The organism is Rhodanobacter caeni (genome assembly GCF_039523575.1).
Lineage (GTDB): Bacteria > Pseudomonadota > Gammaproteobacteria > Xanthomonadales > Rhodanobacteraceae > Rhodanobacter > Rhodanobacter caeni.
Genome location: NZ_BAAAFO010000001.1, coordinates 379,984 through 398,043 on the forward strand (window position 1 = coordinate 379,984; position 18,060 = coordinate 398,043).

An 18,060-nucleotide genomic window follows, 5' to 3' on the forward strand; every position below is an offset into this window, starting at 1 on the left:
CAGTGCCTTTGCTTTTCAACGACCTGAAGTCGCTGGATTCCGGCTTTCGCCGGAATGACGGTGTTGTTCGAGTTTCCTCAGGCTTAGTTCTTCAACCGCGCCAGCAACTGTTGCAGCACCGCCTGCGCCTCGGGCTGGAAATACGCGTCGAGGAAATCATCCAGCGGCAGCGTGTCGGGATCGACCGCGGCGACCAGATCCGCGCGGGCCAGCGCACGGGTGGCCAGCATCGCCTGCGAGGGCAGCGCCAACAGTTCGCCCAGCCAGTGCAGCGCGCGGGTGGTGACCTGTTCGGCTACGGTCAGCTCATCCACAAAACCGCAGGCTAGCGCCGCATCCGATTCGATCATCGCCCCCGACACCAGCAGCCGTTCTGCGCGATAAGTGCCCACCACACGGCGCAGCGCGTGCTGGATGCTCTGCGGCACGATCAGTCCCACCTGCACCTCGTTGAGGCCGATGCGATACGGCCCCTGCGCCATCACGCGATAGTCGCAGAACAACGCCAGCACCGCGCCACCGGCCGGGCTGTGGCCGGTGATGGCGGCCACGATCGGGATCGGCAATCGCGCCAGCGTGGAGCACAGCGCGAAGAACTCGTGCCAGAAGCGCCGCACGCCATCGCGATCCAGCGCCAGCAGCGCAGGGATGTCCACGCCGGCCGAAAACAGCCCCTGCGCACCGGACAGCACCAGGCCGCGCTGGCCGTTTGCCGGCGCCTGTTCCAGCGCCTCGCGCAGGGTGACCAGCAAGGCGGTATCCAGCGCATTCACTGGCGGCCGATTCAAGCGGATCTCGGTGATGTCGTGCTCGTGCGGAAACAGGTCGAACATGGCGGCTTCCTCAGGGGTTCTGCTCGGCAGTCCAGTGGTAGCGCACGGCGTAATCCAGCGTGGCCTTGCCGCCGGCCGGCACGCTGACGCGGAATTCCAGCGTGTCGGGCGTCTGTTTGCCGGGCTTGCTGGACGAGGACGCCAGCGTCCACTGCTGCCAGCGGTTCGGGTGCTCGCGCACGGTGACCACGCGCGCGCTGTCGCCGGCGTTGGTCAGCGTGATGCGGAACGCCTCGTCCATCGTGCGGCCGGCCTTGTCGACGGTGAACGCGGTGCGTTCGCGCTGGGCGCGCAGGTCGAACGCGGTGCCCAGCGTGATGGTGGCGTCGCTGCCCTTGGGCGTGTCGTCGATGCGGCCCTCGCCGATGAATTGCGGCGTGCCGTTGCGATCGGCGCTGAGCACGCGCAGGTAGCCGGCGGGCAGGCTGTCGAATGCCTTCAGGCGCAGCGTGCTGATGATGGAGTCGTTGCTGCCCGTATTGAAACTGGCGTCCAGCATCGGCTGCGGCGGCTGGTAGCTGTTGCCGTTTTCCAGCAGCGCCGTGCGTTCGCAATCCAGCGTGCGGGTGGCGTACAGCGGCACCTGGCTGACGCTGCCGTCGGGCAGGTCGACCGGCGCGGGCAGGGTGTAGCTGCGGTAATCGGCGAGAGTGGATTGCGCGGGCATGTCGGCGCTTTCGGCCTTGTAGCTGCGCGCCATGGCCATCATCGGCCGCGGCGCTGAGGCCTTGGCGAAATGCGGCTCGCCCGCGATCAGCGTGAGTTGCGTGTCGCGCCAGTCGCGACCGCTGCGGTTGGCGATGCTGGCGCGCGATTCGAACTGCATGCGGCAGGCGCTGCCCGGCTGCAGCGTGCCGACATACGCGGCGCGCCAGCCCAGCCCGGCGGTGGGATAACTGAGCACGGCGTTCGCCTGGCCGGCGCGCTGCGCGTCGATGCGCAGGCTGAGGCTGGAGCCGGTGGGAAAATCCGCGCCGGTGGTACGCACCGCGGCGTAGTTGCGCACCAGGGTGGTGGCGCCGTTGTCGCCGCGCACCAGCAAGCCGTCACCGGCGCGCAGCAGATTGCCGCTGGCCAGTGCTTGGCCGTTGTCGCCCAGCACCTCCACCGCGTGGCCGACCAGGCCACTCAGCGCCGCGTTCTGGCCCTGGCCCAGCAACAGGCGTTGCGAGATGACTTTGGCATTGCCCGCGGGAAAGCCCAGCGCCATCGCTTCGGGATCGATGTGGTTGGGCAGGTCACCGATCACCACGTCGTGGCTGCCGGCGTCCAGTGTCAGCGAGCGCTGCTCGCGCACCACGGCGTAGCCGTCGTCGACCGCGCCGTCGCCGCTGCTGCTGTAAAGCGCGCTGCTGTCGCTGCGATAAAGCGTCAGCTCGGTGCGGTCTTTCGCATGGGCGGTGGCGGCGCCAAGGCTGGCCATGCAGGCGATGGCGAGAATCGTGTGGCGTGGTGTCATCGGTGTGCTCCATCGAGGCATCGACGGACATCATAACGAGGATGTGTGAATACCGTGCGCGCGCGTATGTGAGCGGCGTCGCGGCTTGGGTGGTTGCGTTATCCCGCGGCCCCTGCCAGCGGCACGGCATGCTGCGCCGCCTGTCGCACGGAAGGCGGCAACGGTACCGGTTTTCCAGTAGCCGGAGCGATCCACACCATCACCACGCGGCCGTCGCAATACAGCGTTTGCGGATCGCTAGCATCGACGATGCGATGGGCGATGGTGATCGAACTGTTGCCGATGCGCTCGCAAAGCAACTGCACCTGCAGCTGCGCCGGCCACGCGATCGGCCGGCGGTAATTGAGTTCGCTGGCGGCCAGCACGGGCGTGGCGGCGGTATCCATCGTGTCGCCCGTTGCCTGCATCCACTGCAGTCGCGCCTCTTCCAGATAGGTGAGGTAGGTGGAATTGTTGACGTGGTTGAACGCGTCAAGGTCGCGCCAGCGCACCGCGATGCCGGCCACGAACATGGGCGTGCCGGCCGGAGCGGCGGAGCTTTGGGCGCTCACGATTTCTTCTTCCGCGGCACCGGCTTGTACTTGTCGGCCGAGGCGATGTGCTTGGCGGCGGATTTCACCCGCTTGGTGGCGGGCGGTTTCGCCGCCTTGGCGGTTTTCAGGTGTGGCGCCAGGAAACGGCCGGTATGCGAGCCCGCGGTGGCGGCCACGGTTTCGGGCGTGCCGGTGACCAGGATGCGGCCGCCGCCGGCACCGCCTTCGGGGCCGAGATCCACGATCCAGTCGGCGGTCTTGATCACGTCCAGGTTGTGCTCGATCACCACCACCGTATTGCCCTGATCCACCAGCTGGTGCAGCACGTCCAGCAATTGCTCGATGTCGTGGAAATGCAATCCGGTGGTGGGCTCGTCGAGGATGTACAAGGTATGCCCGGTGTCGCGCTTGGACAGCTCCTTGGACAGCTTCACGCGCTGCGCCTCGCCACCGGAAAGCGTGGTGGCGCTCTGGCCCAGCTTGATGTAATCCAGGCCCACCGCGCGCAGCGTGTCGAGCTTGCGCGCTACGGTGGGCACGTTCTCGAACAGCTTCAGCGCGTCTTCCACCGTCATGTCCAGCACGTCGGCGATGGTGTGGCCCTTGTAGAGGATCTCCAGCGTCTCGCGGTTGTAGCGCTTGCCGTGGCAGGCGTCGCAGGGCACGTAGACGTCGGGCAGGAAGTGCATCTCCACCTTGATCAGGCCGTCGCCCTCGCAGGCCTCGCAGCGGCCGCCGCGCACGTTGAAGCTGAAACGGCCCGCCGTGTAGCCGCGCGCACGCGCCTCGGGCACCTGCGCGAACATCTCGCGCAGCGGCGTGAACAGGCCGGTGTAGGTGGCCGGGTTGGAGCGCGGCGTGCGGCCGATCGGCGACTGGTTGATGTCCACCACCTTGTCGAACAGCTCCATGCCCTCCACCGAGCGGTACGGCGCCGGCTGCGTGCTGGCGCCGTTCAGCTCGGCCGCGGCCAGCCGGAACAGCGTGTCGTTGACCAGGGTGGATTTGCCCGAACCGGAAACGCCGGTGATGCAGGTGAACAGCCCGGCCGGAATCGCCAGGTCCACATCCTTCAGGTTGTTGCCGCTGGCGCCCTTGAGTCGCAGCCATGCCTCGTCGTCGGCCGGTTGGCGGCGCTTCTCCGGCACCTCGATGCGGCGCGCGCCGGACAGGAACTGGCCGGTGATCGAGCGCGGTGCGGCCAGGATGTCGGTCACCGTGCCCTGCGCCACGACATCGCCGCCGTGGACGCCGGCACCGGGGCCGATGTCCAGCACGTGGTCGGCCATGCGGATGGCGTCCTCGTCGTGCTCCACCACGATCACCGTATTGCCCAGGTCGCGCAGCCGCGTGAGCGTACCCAGCAGACGTTCGTTGTCGCGCTGGTGCAGGCCGATCGAGGGCTCGTCCAGCACGTACATCACGCCGACCAGGCCGGCGCCGATCTGCGAGGCCAGCCGGATGCGCTGCGCCTCGCCGCCGGAGAGCGAATCGGCCTGGCGGTCCAGCGTGAGGTAGTTCAGGCCCACGTCGTTGAGGAAGCTCAGCCGCTCGCGGATTTCCTTGATGATCTTCACCGCGATCTCGCCGCGCCAGCCGGGCAGGACCAGCGTGTCGAAAAACGCCAGCGCGTCATCGATCGAACGGCGGGTGAGCGCGGGCAGGGCCTGCTCGGCCACGAACACGTTGCGGGCGGAACGGTTCAGCCGCTGGCCCTCGCATTCGGGGCAGGGCTGGTCGCTGATGAAGCGCGCCAGTTCCTCGCGTACCGCCGCCGATTCGGTCTCCTTGTAGCGCCGTTCCATGTTCGGCACGATGCCTTCGAACGCATGCTCGCGGGTAACCTTGCCGCCGCGCTCGGTGAGGTAGCGGAACGCGATGCGCTGCTTGCCGCTGCCGAACAGGATGGCCTTCTGGACGTCCTTCGGCAGCTCCTGCCACGGCATGTCCACGTCGAAGCCGTAATGCGCGGCCAGCGACAAAATCAGCTGGAAATAGTGCGCATTGCGCCGGTCCCAGCCGCGCACCGCGCCGCTGGCCAGCGCCCGCTCGGGATGGCTCACCACGCGAACCGGATCGAACACCTGGGTGATGCCCAGGCCGTCGCAGGCCGGGCAGGCGCCGGCCGGCGCGTTGAACGAGAAGAGCCGCGGTTCCAGCTCGGGCAGCGAGTAGTCGCACACGGGGCAGGAGAAGCGCGAGGAGAGCAGTTGCTCGGCCGGAACCTCGCCGTCGGCGCCGGGCTGCGCGTCCATGTCCACCAGGATCACCAGCCCCTCGCCCAGCCGCAGCGCGGTCTCGAACGATTCGGCCAGGCGCTGCTTGATGTCCTCGCGCGGGCGGAAGCGGTCCACCACCACCTCGATGGTGTGTTTCTGGCGCAGCATCAGCGGCGGCACGGCGTCCAGGTCGTACACCGCGCCATCGACGCGCGCACGCACGAAACCCTGCGCGCGCAGCTGCTCGAACACCTGCACGTGCTCGCCCTTGCGCTCGCGCACCACCGGCGCCAGCAGCATGTAGCGCTTCTCCGGGTCCAGCGCCAGTGTGGCGTCCACCATCTGGGTCACCGTCTGCGCCGCCAGCGCGATGCCGTGGTCGGGGCAGCGCGGCGTGCCCACGCGGGCGTACAGCAGGCGCAGGTAATCGTAGATCTCGGTAATCGTGCCCACGGTGGAGCGCGGGTTGTGCGAGGTGGACTTCTGCTCGATCGAGATCGCCGGCGACAACCCCTCGATGTGGTCGACGTCGGGCTTTTCCATCATCGACAGGAACTGTCGCGCGTACGCCGACAGCGATTCGACGTAGCGTCGCTGGCCTTCGGCGTAGATCGTGTCGAACGCCAGCGAGGATTTGCCCGAGCCGGACAGGCCGGTGATCACGATCAGCTTGTCGCGCGGCAGGTCCAGGTCGATGTTCTTGAGGTTGTGCGTGCGGGCGCCGCGAATGCTGATGTTGTCCATGACGGCTGAATATGGGGGAGCCGATTACTATACCAAGGCGTTCAGATGGTCTTTTTTTGGCGGCCGGCCGATACGTGGCTGCGGAAGTGCGCAGGTGGTCAGCAATTGACCAGCGCGCCGCGTGGTCGCTATAATCCGCAGTTCGCCGCACCTGCATGGGTCGCAGGCGATACCCAAGAGAATAACGACAGAAGGGCATTCCCATGAGTTACGCAGTCATCAAGACGGGCGGCAAGCAGTACCGCGTTCAGCAGGGCGACGTCCTGCGCGTGGAACTGTTGACCGCCGAAGAAGGCGCCACCGTGAGCTTTGACCAGGTGCTGCTGGTCGGTTCCGGCGAGTCGGTCACCGTTGGTGCGCCGGTCGTCGAAGGCGCCACCGTCAGCGCCACCGTCCGCAAGCACGGCCGCGCCGACAAGGTCCGCATCATCAAATTCCGCCGCCGCAAGCACTACAAGCGGCAGCAGGGTCACCGTCAGCACTTCACCGAAATCGAGATCACGGGCATCAACGCCTGAGCAACTGGAGCATTGAGTCATGGCACATAAAAAAGGCGTAGGTTCCAGCCGCAACGGTCGCGATTCGAACCCGAAATACCTGGGCGTGAAGATCTACGGCGGCCAGGCCATCGAGGCCGGCAACATCATCGTGCGTCAGCGCGGCACCCAGTTCCATCCGGGCGTGGGCGTCGGCCTGGGCCGCGACCACACGCTGTTCGCGCTGGTCGACGGCACCGTGCAGTTCAAGATCCGCGGCAGCAAGAACCGCCGTTTCGTCGACGTCGTGCAGGCGTAAGCTTTCCACGACGCGGTAGCGAAGGCCCCGCTTCGGCGGGGCTTTTCGTTTGGAGCAGGGAATCGGGAATGGAGAATGGGGAATGGTGAAAGCGGGTTTCCTGCCAATCCCGTACCCTCTCCGGATCGCCGGCTTTTCCTGTTCCCCATTCCCTATTCCCCATTCCCGGCCCTCCCCATGAAATTCGTCGACGAAGCAATCATCAAGGTCCAGGCGGGCGATGGCGGCAATGGCTGCGTCAGTTTCCGCCGCGAAAAATTCATTCCGTTCGGCGGCCCGGATGGCGGTGATGGAGGCTTTGGCGGCTCGGTGTGGCTGGTGGCCGACGAGGGCCTGAACACGCTGGTCGATTTTCGCCATCAGCGCAGCTTCAAGGCCAGGCGCGGCGAGAACGGCATGGGCAGCCAGATGTACGGCAAGGGCGGGGAGGACACGGTCATCCGCGTGCCGGTCGGCACCATGGTTACCAATGTCGATACCGACGAGGTGATCGGCGACCTCACCAGCCACGGCCAGCGCATGCTGGTGGCGCAGGGCGGCAAGGGCGGGCTGGGCAACATCCACTTCAAGAGTTCGGTGAACCGGGCGCCTCGCAAGGCCACGCCGGGTACGCCGGGCGACGTGCGCGAGCTGAAGCTGGAGCTGCGCCTGCTGGCCGACGTGGGCCTGCTGGGCTTTCCCAATGCGGGCAAGTCCACCTTCATCCGCGCGGTGTCGGCGGCCACGCCGCGGGTGGCCGATTACCCGTTCACCACGCTGCATCCCAACCTGGGCGTGGTCAGCCTGGGCACCGACCAGAGTTTTGTCATTGCCGACATCCCGGGCCTGATCGAGGGCGCGGCCGATGGTGCCGGGCTGGGTATCCAGTTCCTGCGCCACGTGGCGCGCACCTCGCTGCTGCTGCATCTGGTGGATATCGCGCCCATCGACGGCACCGACCCGGTGGCGCAGGTGCGCGCGATCGAGAACGAGCTGGCCAGGTTCAACCCCGAGCTGCTGGAGCGCCCGCGCTGGCTGGTGCTGAACAAGGCCGACATGCTGGCGCCGGACGAGCGCGATGCCGTGGCCGCGGATATCGTGCAGCGCCTGGGCTGGACGCAGCCGTGGTTTCTGGTCTCGGCGGCGACGCGCGAGAACACCCTGGCGGTGTGCCAGCAGGTGCAGCAGTTCTTCGACGCGCAGCGCGAGGAGCACCAGGGCCGCACCGACATGCTGGCGGGCGACGTGCGCTTGCGCGGGGAAGAGCCGCAGGACTGAGGTGCCGCCGCAAACGCGAAAAGCCGGCTTGCGCCGGCTCCGCTTCATGCTCACGAAGAAGCCGGCTTGCGCCGGCTTCATGTTTCGATGGCGGGCGGAATCGCCCGCCATTGCCAACCCGGATCGCGGTGACCGGCTTACGCCAGTTCGCGGATCTTCGCGTTGAGGCGGCTCTTGTGACGGGCGGCCTTGTTCTTGTGGATCAGGCCACGGGCGGCGTAGCGGTCCATCACCGGCTGCGCGGCGGTGAAGGCGGCAACGGCGGCTGCCTTGTCCTTGGCCTCGATGGCCTTGACGACCTTTTTCAGGGCGGTGCGGACCATGGAACGTGCGCTGATGTTGCGCAGGCGGCGCTGTTCGGACTGGCGCGCGCGCTTCTTCGCGGACTTGATGTTGGCCAAGGTAGAACTCCGGAATGCAGGGTTGGGGTTGGAAAAAGACGCCAATTATGCGGTTCATTCACCCTTGCGTCAATTGGATGCGGGCGTCGCCGGACGCCGCCCGTGCCGCCTCGCCGAGCCCCTTGCCCCCGCGATGCCGGGATTCTGCCAGCGCCGGGCTGTGAACTTGGCGCCGGCCGCTGTCAAACTACGCGCCGCGCCCGGTTTGCCCGGGCGTTTCCTCCGCTCGATAGAAGGCGACAACAGGCGCATGAAGTCTCCCAGCATGTTCCGCGGGCTGCTCTCGTTCAGCAGCATGACGATGATCTCGCGGGTGCTCGGGCTGGTGCGCGACATGTCAATCAATGCGGCCTTCGGTGCCAACGGGGCCACCGACGCGTTCTGGGTGGCGTTTCGCATCCCCAATTTCATGCGCCGGCTGTTTGCCGAGGGATCGTTTTCCACTGCCTTCGTGCCGGTATTCACCGAGGTCAAGGAAAAGCGCACGCATGCGGAGCTGAAGAACCTGATGTCGCGGGTGTCGGGCACGCTCGGCGGCGTGCTGCTGCTGATCACGGCGCTGGGGATTTTCTTCGCGCCGCAGGTCACCGTGCTGTTTTCGCCCGGCGCGATCGACGAGCCGCGCAAGTTCGAGTTGACCGTCGACCTGCTGCGGCTGACGTTTCCGTTTCTGCTGTTCGTGTCGCTGACGGCGCTTTGCGGTGGCGCGCTCAACAGCTTCCATCGGTTTGCCCTGCCGGCACTGACGCCGGTGATCCTCAACCTGTGCATGATCGCCGGCGCGCTGTGGCTGTCGCGGCGGCTGGACACACCGATCATGGCGATGGGCTGGGCCATCCTGGCCGCGGGCATCCTGCAGTTGCTGTTCCAGTTGCCGGCGTTGCGCGGGCTGAACCTGCTGACCTTGCCGCGCTGGGGCTGGAACCACCCCGACGTGCGCAGGATCATGCGCTTGATGGTGCCCACGCTGTTCGGTTCGTCGGTGGCGCAGATCAATCTGCTGTTCGATACGGTGATCGCCTCGCTGCTGGTGGTGGGTTCGCAGAGCTGGCTGTCGCAGGCCGACCGTTTCCTGGAGCTGCCGCTGGGGGTGTTCGGCGTGGCGCTGGGCACGGTGATCCTGCCGTCGCTGTCGCGCCATCACGTCACCACCGACACGAACGGTTTCTCGCGCGCGCTGGACTGGGGCCTGCGCATCACGCTGCTGATCGCGGTGCCGGCGATGTTCGCGCTGATGCTGCTGGCCGGGCCGCTGGTGGCGACCTTGTTCCAGCACGGCAACTGGACCGCGCACGACACGCATATGGCGACCTTGTCGATCACCGCGCTGAGCTTCGGCCTGCCCGCGTTTGCGCTGGTGAAAGTGCTGCTGCCGGCGTTCTACGCACGCCAGGACACCCGCACGCCGGTGCGCGCGGCAGTGGCCTCGCTGCTGGCCAACATGGTGTTGAACGTGGTGTTCCTGGCGCTGCTGTTCGAGTGGTGGGCGTCGCCCGCACTGAAGCAGCTGTCATGGCTGGATGGGCTGGCGCGGCTGCCGGGCCTGCACATGGCACTGGGCATGGCCAGCGCGGTGGCGGCCTACGTCAACCTGGGGCTGTTGTGGCGATGGCTGAAACGGGCCGGCGTGTATCAGCGCCAGTCCGGCTGGGCGCGCCACCTGCTGCGGCTGGCGGCGTCGTGCCTGGCCATGGTGGCGGTGCTGTTGCTGGGCCGCTGGTGCTGGCCCGACTGGACCCATGGCGTGCCGGTGCTGACCCGTGTCTGGCACTTGGCGGCACTGGTGGCGGCCGGCGGTGCAACCTACCTCGGCATGCTGTTCGCCACCGGCTTCCGGCTGCGCGACCTGCGCGGCGCGTGATCGCCGGGACGGCTCAATCGCGGCGGATACGCCCGTTATACTGACGCCATGATGAGACTTTCCAGGGATGTCGCGGGCCCTTGCCTGGCGCCGCACGGCAGTGTCGTTGCCGTGGGCGCTTTCGACGGCCTCCACCGCGGGCACCAGACGCTGCTGGCGAAAGTGCGCGAGCGCGCCCAGGCACTGGATTGCACGCCGGCCGTGGTGAGTTTCGAGCCGTTGCCGCGCACGTTTTTCTCGCCCGAACCGGTGCCGCGCTTGTCCAGCGTGCGCGAAAAGCTCAAGGGTTTCGCCGCCGCGGGCATGGCGCAGACGCTGTTGCTGCGCTTCAACCGCGCGCTGACCGCCATGCCGGCCGAAGACTTCGTGCGCCGCGTGCTGTGCGATCGGCTGGCCACGCGCGAGGTCTGGGTGGGTGGCGATTTCCGCTTCGGGCACAAGCGCGGCGGCGACGTGGCGTTGCTGGAGCGCATGGGCCGCGAGCTGGGCTTTGCCGCCTGCACCATGCCGGCGGTGCAACTGCACGGGGCGCGGGTTTCCGCCAGCCGTGTGCGCGCGCTGCTGGCCGCCGGCGAGTTCGCGGGGGCCGAGCCGCTGCTCGGCCGTCCGTTCGTGATCGACGGCAAGGTGGAGTACGGCAACCAGCTCGGCCGCACACTGGGCTATCCCACCGCCAATATCCACCTGCAGCAGCGGGTCAGCCCGGTGCAGGGCATCTTCGCCGTGCGCGTGGGCCTGGGCGAAGGCGAGTGCAGCTGGCCGGGCGTGGCCAGCCTGGGCGTGCGCCCCACGGTGAACCAGGTGAGCCAGCCGCTGCTGGAAGTGCACCTGTTCGATTTCGATGGCGACCTCTACGGCCAGCGCATGGCGGTGGAGTTTGTCGCCAAGTTGCGCGACGAGCAGAAATTCGACGGGCTCGAACCGCTGAAGGCGCAGATGCATCTGGACGCCTGCCGGGCGCGCGAGCTGCTGGGCATGAACCCGCGGCTGATCGCCACGTAAGGCCATCCGATTCCCGCACGCCCCGTAATCCATTAACGTTGAACCCTTTGCCCGCCAGTACGGGCGGCAACCGCTAGCCATGGCAACCCCGCAATGACCCACGATTACAAGAGCACCATCAACCTGCCGCAGACGGATTTTCCGATGCGCGGCGACCTGCCCAAGCGCGAGCCGGGCTGGCTGGCGCAGTGGGAGCAGGTCGATCGCTATGCGCAGATCCAGCAGCGCACCGCCAATCGCGACAAGGTGTTCGTGCTGCACGACGGCCCGCCGTACGCCAACGGCGCCATCCACATCGGCCACGCCGTCAACAAGATCCTCAAGGACATCACGGTCAAGTCGAAACTGCTCTCCGGCCATCGCGCGCCGTACGTGCCCGGCTGGGATTGCCACGGCCTGCCGATCGAGATCGCGGTGGAGAAGAAATTCGGCAAGCCGGGCGTGAAGCTGGACGCTGCCGCGTTCCGGCAGAAGTGCCGCGAGTACGCGGCCGAACAGGTCGATACCCAGCGCACCGACTTCAAGCGGTTGGGCGTGCTGGGCGACTGGTCGCACCCGTACCGCACGATGGATTTCAGCTACGAGGCCGACATGCTGCGCGCACTGGCCCGCATCGTCTCCAACGGCCACGTGCTGCGCGGTGCCAAGCCGGTGTATTGGTGCTTCGACTGCGCCTCGGCGCTGGCCGAGGCAGAGATCGAATATGGCGACAAGATCTCGCCTGCCGTCGACGTGGCGTATGACGCGGTCGATCCGAAGGCACTGGCGGCGAAGTTCGGCGTGGACGCGGGCGACGCCATCGTGGCCATCCCGATCTGGACCACCACGCCGTGGACGCTGCCGGAAAGCCAGGCGGTGTCGCTGGGTGCGGAGCTGGAATACGCGTTGATCGAAGGCCCGCAGCGCGGTGGCAAACGCGTGCTGCTGGTGGTCGCGTCGGCGCTGGTAGACAAAGTGGCGGAACGCTACGGAGTCTCCCTTCCCCCGCTTGCGGGGGAAGGTGCCCGAAGGGCGGAAGAGGGCGCTCTGGTGCTGGGCCACGCCGAAGGCAAGGCATTGGAAGGCCTGCAACTCCACCACCCGTTCTATCCCCGCGAAGTCCCCGTGATCCTCGGCGACCACGTCAGCGCCGAAGACGGCACCGGCGCGGTGCACACCTCGCCCGATCACGGCGTCGAGGATTTCGTGGTGGCGCGCGAGTACGGCATCGGGCTGCTCAACTACATCGAGCCGCGCGGCACCTACCGCGCCGACACGCCGGCCGCCGACGGCCTCGAGCTGGGCGGCATGCACATCTGGAAGGCCAACGACGCCGTTGTCGACCTGCTGCGCCAGCGCGGCGTGCTGCTGGCGTTCGCCAAGATCGAGCACAGCTACCCCAACTGCTGGCGCCACAAGACGCCGGTGATCTACCGCACCACGCCGCAGTGGTTCGTCTCGATGGAGCAGGCGAAGCTGCGCGAGACCGCGCTCACCGCGATCAAGTCGGTGCGCTGGGTGCCGGGCTGGGGCGAGGAGCGCATCGCCGGCATGGTCGCCGGCCGCCCGGACTGGTGCATCTCGCGCCAGCGCACCTGGGGCGTGCCGATCGCGCTGTTCGTGCACAAGGCCACGCAGGAGCCGCATCCGGATTCCGTGGCCTTGCTGGAGCAGGTCGCGAAGAAGGTCGAGCAGGGCGGCGTCGATGCCTGGTTCACGCTGGACCCGGCCGAGTTGCTGGGCGACGACGCGGCCAATTACGAGAAAGTCACCGACGTGCTGGATGTGTGGTTCGACTCGGGTGTCACCCATTTCGCCGTGATCGGCCAGCGCCCGGAGCTGCAGCAGGGCACCGCCTCGCACTATAAGGTGATGTACCTGGAAGGTTCCGACCAGCACCGCGGCTGGTTCCAGTCCTCCCTGCTGACCTCCTCGGCGATCCACGGCCGCGCGCCGTACGACGAGGTGCTCACGCACGGTTTCACGGTGGACGCCAACGGCCGCAAGATGTCCAAGTCGCTGGGCAACGTGGTGGCGCCGCAGAAGGTGATGGATACGCTGGGTGCCGACGTGCTGCGCCTGTGGGTGGCCTCGGCCGATTACCGCAACGAGATGACCGTCTCCGACGAGATCCTCAAGCGCGTCTCCGACACCTACCGCCGCATTCGCAACACCGCCAAGTTCCTGCTCGGCAACCTGGACGGTTTCGACCCCGCCAAGCACCTGCTGCCGGTGGAAGACAGCCTGCTGCTGGACCAGTGGGCCGTGCAGCAGGCGTACGACGTGCAGCAGGCCGTGCTGGCCGCCTACGAGCGCTATGACTTCCCCGAGGTGGTGGCGCGCATCCAGAACTTCTGCACCAACGAGCTGGGCGCGCTGTACCTGGACATCACCAAGGACCGGCTCTACACCATGCCCACCGACAGCCGCGGCCGGCGCAGCGCGCAGAGCGCGATGTACCGCATCGCCGAGGCGCTGGTGCGCTGGCTGGCGCCGGTGCTGGCCTTCACCGCCGAGGAAATCTGGCAGCAGTTGCCGGGCGAACGCGGCGACAGCGTGCTGTTCGAGACCTGGTATGACGGCTTGGTTGCCACCCAGGATTCGCCCGCGCAACGCCGCTACTGGGCCGAACTGCTGGCGATCCGCGATACCGCCTCGCGCGTGCTCGAAGGCATGCGCAAGGCCGAGCGCATCGGCGCCGCGCTGGAGGCGAAGCTGGTGATCCACGCCGATGACGCCACCCAGGCGCGCCTGGCCGACACCGCCGACGAACTGCGCTTCTTCTTCATCGTTTCGGACCTGCACGTGGCGCCGTTGCTGCCGCGGCCGCAGGAGGCGGTAAAGGTCGATCTGGACGGCGCCGAGGTGTGGGTCTCGGCCAGCGTCAGCGACGCCGCCAAGTGCGTGCGCTGCTGGCATCGCCGCGACGACGTCGGCAGCCATGTGGAGCATCCGGAACTGTGCGGTCGCTGCGTCAGCAATGTCGAAGGGCCGGGAGAGGATCGCCGCTGGTTCTGATCCTGGGGCGCCCCCTTCCGCCCTTCGGGCACCTTCCCCCGCAGGCGGGGGAAGGAAGCTGGCTGTTTCGAGGAATCCAATGACTTCCTTCCCCCGCTTGCGGGGGAAGGTGGCCGACAGGCCGGATGGGGGCACTCCGCGCCGCTCTCCACCAACCCACACACGAGCCACCCATGACCAAACCCAACGCACTCCCATGGCTGTGGCTTTCCGCCATCGTCATCGCGCTCGACCAGCTCAGCAAATGGTGGGCATTGCACGCGCTGCAGCCGATGGGCGTGCCGCATCCGGTGATTCCCGGATTCCTCAACTGGACACTGGCCTTCAATCGCGGCGCGGCGTTCAGTTTCCTGGCGGACGGCAGCGGCTGGCAGCGCTGGTTTTTCGTGGTGCTGGCGCTGGCGATCTGTGTCGTGCTGCTGGTGTGGCTGGCGCGCACGCCGCGGCGTGACTGGCGCACCGGCCTGCCGCTGGGCCTGATCGTTGGCGGTGCGCTGGGCAACCTGATCGACCGGCTGCATGCCTCGCAGGTCACCGACTTCATCCACGTCTACTTCCGCCAGTGGGACTACCCGGTGTTCAACCTGGCCGACTGCGGCATCACCGTGGGCGCGGTGCTGCTGATCGCGTTCGGCATGTTCGGCGGCAAGCCCGCGGACGGCGTGCGATAATCGGCGTTCCCGCTGGAGCGGCCTGCCCGACGGAAGTCGCTCCTGCATGGCCGCGCTCAACGCACGAGGCATCCTTGGACATCCTGCTCGCCAACCCCCGTGGCTTCTGCGCTGGCGTCGATCGCGCCATCGCCATCGTCGATCGTGCGCTGGAATCCTACGGCCCGCCGATCTACGTGCGGCACGAGGTGGTGCACAACCGCTACGTGGTGGACAAGCTGCGTGCCGACGGCGCCGTCTTCGTCGAGGAGTTGCACGAGGTGCCCGACGGCGCCACGGTGATCTTCAGCGCGCACGGCGTGTCGCAGGGCGTTCGCGAGGAGGCTGCAGAGCGTCACCTGAAAGTGTTCGACGCCACCTGTCCGCTGGTCACCAAGGTGCACATGGAGGTGGCGCGGCTGGGCCGCATCGGCCGCAGCGTGGTGCTGATCGGCCACGCCGGCCATCCGGAAGTCGAAGGCACGATGGGGCAGTGGAACGCGGCCAACACGGGCGAGATCCTGCTGGTGGAATCGCTGGAATGCGTGGCGAAGCTTGCGCCGCGCGACCCGCACCAGCTGTCCTACGTCACCCAGACCACGCTGTCGGTGGATGACACCAAGGCGATCATCGACGCCTTGCGCCAGAAATTCCCCGACATCGAAGGGCCGCGCAAGGACGACATCTGCTACGCCACCCAGAACCGCCAGGATGCCGTGCGCCGCCTGGCCGATGCGGTCGACCTGATGCTGGTGGTCGGTTCGGTCAACAGCTCCAACTCCAACCGCCTGCGCGAGCTGGCGCAAAAACGCGGCGTGCGCTCGTACCTGATCGACGGCGCCGAGCACATCGAGCGCAGCTGGCTGGACGGGGTGAACCGCATCGGCCTCACCGCGGGCGCCTCCGCGCCGGAGAAGCTGGTGCTCGACGTGATCGCCCGCCTGCAATCCTGGGGCGCCGGCGCCGTGCGCGAGCTGGACGGCGAGCCGGAAAACATCACCTTCGCCCTGCCCAAGGAGTTGCGGCTGGTGGATGGCGCGGACGCCGCGGCGTCCTGAGCCTTGCGCATCGCCGCGTTCGGCGGCGCGACACGGGCAAAAAAAAAGCCGGCGCAAGGCCGGTTTCTTTTTCGAATTTTGGTCGGGGAGACAGGATTCGAACCTGCGACTTCTACGTCCCGAACGTAGCGCTCTACCAGGCTGAGCTACACCCCGTGGGAAGCCGCGTATCTTAATCGCCGTAAGGGTGCTTGGCAACAGGTTTTGCGCTGCACGGGGCGGGCGCGGCGGCCGGAGGACATGGCCTTCTGGTAATCTAGGCGGCTCCGTCGCGGACTGTACGGGACGGGTACTTCTCCCTTGCCAACAGAGGCTTTCATGGCGCTTACCCTGGCCCGCACCATGCCCGGCGTACTCGAGCTGCTGCCGCTCGACCAGATCGCGTTCCAGCGCATGCTCGACGTGATCCGCCGCAATTACGAGCGTTTTGGCTTCCTGCCGGTGGAAACGCCGGCGATCGAACACGCTGACGTGCTGCTGACCAAGACCGGCGGCGAGACCGAGCGCCAGGTGTATTTCGTGCAATCGACCGGCGCGCTGGACAAGGAGGGCGCGCCCGAACTGGCGCTGCGTTTCGACCTCACCGTGCCGCTGGCGCGCTACGTCGCCGAGCACGAGCGCGAGCTGAGTTTTCCGTTCCGCCGCTACCAGATGCAGCGCGTCTATCGCGGCGAACGCGCGCAGCGCGGGCGTTTCCGCGAGTTCTACCAGTGTGACATCGACGTGATCGGCAAGGACACCTTGTCGGTCCGCTACGACGCCGAGATTCCGGCAGTGATCTACAGCGTGTTCCGCGAATTGAACGTGGGCGCGTTCACCATCCAGTTGAACAACCGCAAGCTGATGCGCGGTTATTTCGAGAGCCTGGGCATCGTCGATGGCGAACGCCAGATGCTGGTGCTGCGCGAGGTGGACAAGCTCGACAAGCGCGGCGCCGACGCCGTGCGCGCCACCCTGGTGGGCGAGTCGTTTGGCCTCGACGCTGCCGTGGTGGAGAAGATCCTGGCCTTCGTGCAGGTGCGTTCGACCTCGTTGCAGGATGCTTTCGCGAAACTCGACGCGCTGGGTGCCGGTCCGGAAATCATGGAGCAGGGCCGCGCCGAGCTGAAGGAAGTGCTGGCGATGATCCGCGATTTCGGCGTACCCGAATCGCACTTCGTGCTGAACCTGTCGATCGCGCGCGGCCTGGACTACTACACCGGCACGGTCTACGAGACCACGTTGAACGATCACCCGCAGATCGGCTCGGTGTGTTCGGGCGGCCGCTACGAGAACCTGGCTGGGCAGTACACCAAGTCGCACCTGCCCGGCGTGGGCATCTCGATAGGGCTGACCCGGCTGTACTGGCAGTTGCGCGACGCCGGCCTGATCAACACCGCGCAGAGCACCGTGGACGTGCTGGTGACGCAGATGGACCCGGCGCAACTGCCCGCCTACCTGGCGCTGGCCACCGAACTGCGCAGCGCCGGCATCGCCACCGAAGTAGTGCTGGAAGGCGGCAAGCTGGCCAAGCAGTTCAAGTACGCCGACCGTGCCGGCATCCGTTTCGTGGTGGTGCTGGGCGAGGACGAGCTGGCCAAGGGCGTGGTGACCGTGAAGGACCTGCGTCGCCAGGATCAGTTCGAGGTGGCGCGCGGCGAGCTGATCAAGACGTTGCGGGTGGAGCTGGAGCAGGCCGCCGCGATGGGTTGAGGGCTGGCCTTTCGGCCGCCTTCGCTTTTCGTTTCGAGAAACAGACAACCGATGTGGCGCGCGCTTGCCGCATCCCCGACCTTGCAGGGAGTTCCCAGCCATGAGCCTGATCCAGACGCCGGTGTCCTATGGCGAACTCATCGACAAGATCACCATCCTGGAGATCAAGTCGCGCCGCATCACCGACGAGGCCAAGCTGGCCAACGTGCGCAACGAGCTGGACATGCTCAACGCCACCTGGGCCAACAGCACCGCCTCGCAAACCGACATCGGCGACGAGCGCGCGCGCCTGCTGGCGGTCAACGAGGCGCTGTGGGACATCGAGGACCGCATCCGGCTGAAGGAGCGCGCGCAGGCGTTCGATGCCGAGTTCATCGAGCTGGCGCGTTCGGTGTATTTCCGCAACGACGAGCGCGCCGCGTTCAAGCGCGAAATCAACCAGAAGCTGGGCTCGGAACTGGTCGAGGAGAAGTCGTACCAGGATTACCGCCAGAAATGACGAATCCCTGTGGGAGCGGCTTCAGCCGCGATGCCTTTCGCCGAAACGCAGAGCATCGCG

Annotated in this window: 15 protein-coding genes and 1 tRNA gene; 10 read left to right on the plus strand and 6 right to left on the minus strand. The window is 67.0% G+C overall.

The window, feature by feature from the left end; translation table 11 throughout:
• Positions 1-83: 83 nt before the first annotated feature.
• The 4 genes from ABD017_RS01810 to uvrA form a co-directional block, all read right to left on the minus strand.
• The gene (locus ABD017_RS01810) at positions 84-833 is read right to left on the minus strand and encodes an enoyl-CoA hydratase/isomerase family protein (RefSeq protein WP_343879565.1); all 750 of its coding nucleotides are present in this window, start codon (positions 831-833) and stop codon (positions 84-86) included.
• A 10-nt stretch (positions 834-843) separates the two neighbouring features.
• The gene (locus ABD017_RS01815) at positions 844-2,292 is read right to left on the minus strand and encodes a DUF4139 domain-containing protein (RefSeq protein ID WP_343879567.1); all 1,449 of its coding nucleotides are present in this window, start codon (positions 2,290-2,292) and stop codon (positions 844-846) included.
• Positions 2,293-2,390: 98 nt separating this feature from the next.
• Positions 2,391-2,843 (minus strand): acyl-CoA thioesterase, encoded by a 453-nt coding sequence (locus ABD017_RS01820; protein WP_343879569.1) that lies wholly within the window; start codon positions 2,841-2,843, stop codon positions 2,391-2,393.
• Entirely contained in the window at positions 2,840-5,788 is a 2,949-nt protein-coding gene (uvrA, locus tag ABD017_RS01825; protein ID WP_343879571.1) for an excinuclease ABC subunit UvrA, read from the minus strand. The genes ABD017_RS01820 and uvrA overlap by 4 nt, the downstream gene beginning before the upstream one ends.
• 203 nt (positions 5,789-5,991) lie before the next feature.
• Between uvrA and rplU the strand changes: the two genes are divergently transcribed.
• From rplU to cgtA, 3 genes are all read left to right on the plus strand, one after another.
• Entirely contained in the window at positions 5,992-6,306 is a 315-nt protein-coding gene (gene rplU / locus ABD017_RS01830; protein WP_343879573.1) for a 50S ribosomal protein L21, read from the plus strand.
• 19 nt (positions 6,307-6,325) lie between these two features.
• Complete coding sequence (rpmA, locus tag ABD017_RS01835; protein ID WP_343879575.1) at positions 6,326-6,583, plus strand: 50S ribosomal protein L27; 258 nt, start codon at positions 6,326-6,328, stop codon at positions 6,581-6,583.
• Positions 6,584-6,760: 177 nt separating this feature from the next.
• On the plus strand, positions 6,761-7,840 hold the full coding sequence (gene cgtA / locus ABD017_RS01840) for an Obg family GTPase CgtA (RefSeq protein ID WP_343879577.1): 1,080 nt from the start codon (positions 6,761-6,763) through the stop codon (positions 7,838-7,840).
• A gap of 137 nt (positions 7,841-7,977) precedes the next feature.
• Here cgtA and rpsT read toward each other — a convergent pair whose 3' ends face one another.
• Positions 7,978-8,241 (minus strand): 30S ribosomal protein S20, encoded by a 264-nt coding sequence (rpsT, locus tag ABD017_RS01845; protein ID WP_007804840.1) that lies wholly within the window; start codon positions 8,239-8,241, stop codon positions 7,978-7,980.
• 250 nt (positions 8,242-8,491) lie between these two features.
• Here rpsT and murJ point away from each other — a divergent pair, with 250 nt between their 5' ends.
• The 5 genes from murJ to ispH all read left to right on the plus strand — a co-directional run bounded on the left by murJ (position 8,492) and on the right by ispH (position 15,809).
• On the plus strand, positions 8,492-10,102 hold the full coding sequence (gene murJ / locus ABD017_RS01850) for a murein biosynthesis integral membrane protein MurJ (RefSeq protein WP_343879579.1): 1,611 nt from the start codon (positions 8,492-8,494) through the stop codon (positions 10,100-10,102).
• 51 nt (positions 10,103-10,153) lie between these two features.
• Entirely contained in the window at positions 10,154-11,104 is a 951-nt protein-coding gene (locus ABD017_RS01855; RefSeq protein ID WP_343880626.1) for a bifunctional riboflavin kinase/FAD synthetase, read from the plus strand.
• A gap of 93 nt (positions 11,105-11,197) precedes the next feature.
• Positions 11,198-14,101 carry an isoleucine--tRNA ligase gene (ileS, locus tag ABD017_RS01860; protein ID WP_343879581.1) on the plus strand — a complete coding sequence of 968 codons (2,904 nt, stop codon included), beginning with the start codon at positions 11,198-11,200 and terminating at the stop codon, positions 14,099-14,101.
• A 173-nt stretch (positions 14,102-14,274) separates the two neighbouring features.
• Positions 14,275-14,772, plus strand: coding sequence for a signal peptidase II (gene lspA, locus ABD017_RS01865; protein WP_343879583.1), 498 nt, complete (start codon positions 14,275-14,277; stop codon positions 14,770-14,772).
• Between the two features lie 74 nt (positions 14,773-14,846).
• Entirely contained in the window at positions 14,847-15,809 is a 963-nt protein-coding gene (gene ispH / locus ABD017_RS01870; RefSeq protein WP_343879585.1) for a 4-hydroxy-3-methylbut-2-enyl diphosphate reductase, read from the plus strand.
• 79 nt (positions 15,810-15,888) lie between these two features.
• Here the strand turns inward: ispH and ABD017_RS01875 are convergent.
• Positions 15,889-15,965: transfer RNA gene (locus ABD017_RS01875), tRNA-Pro, on the minus strand.
• Between the two features lie 162 nt (positions 15,966-16,127).
• Between ABD017_RS01875 and hisS the strand changes: the two genes are divergently transcribed.
• Together hisS and ABD017_RS01885 are read left to right on the plus strand one after the other, a co-directional pair.
• Positions 16,128-17,501 (plus strand): histidine--tRNA ligase, encoded by a 1,374-nt coding sequence (gene hisS / locus ABD017_RS01880; protein WP_343879587.1) that lies wholly within the window; start codon positions 16,128-16,130, stop codon positions 17,499-17,501.
• A gap of 100 nt (positions 17,502-17,601) precedes the next feature.
• Positions 17,602-18,000 carry a DUF6165 family protein gene (locus tag ABD017_RS01885; protein WP_343879589.1) on the plus strand — a complete coding sequence of 133 codons (399 nt, stop codon included), beginning with the start codon at positions 17,602-17,604 and terminating at the stop codon, positions 17,998-18,000.
• The last annotated feature ends 60 nt before the right edge of the window (positions 18,001-18,060 follow it).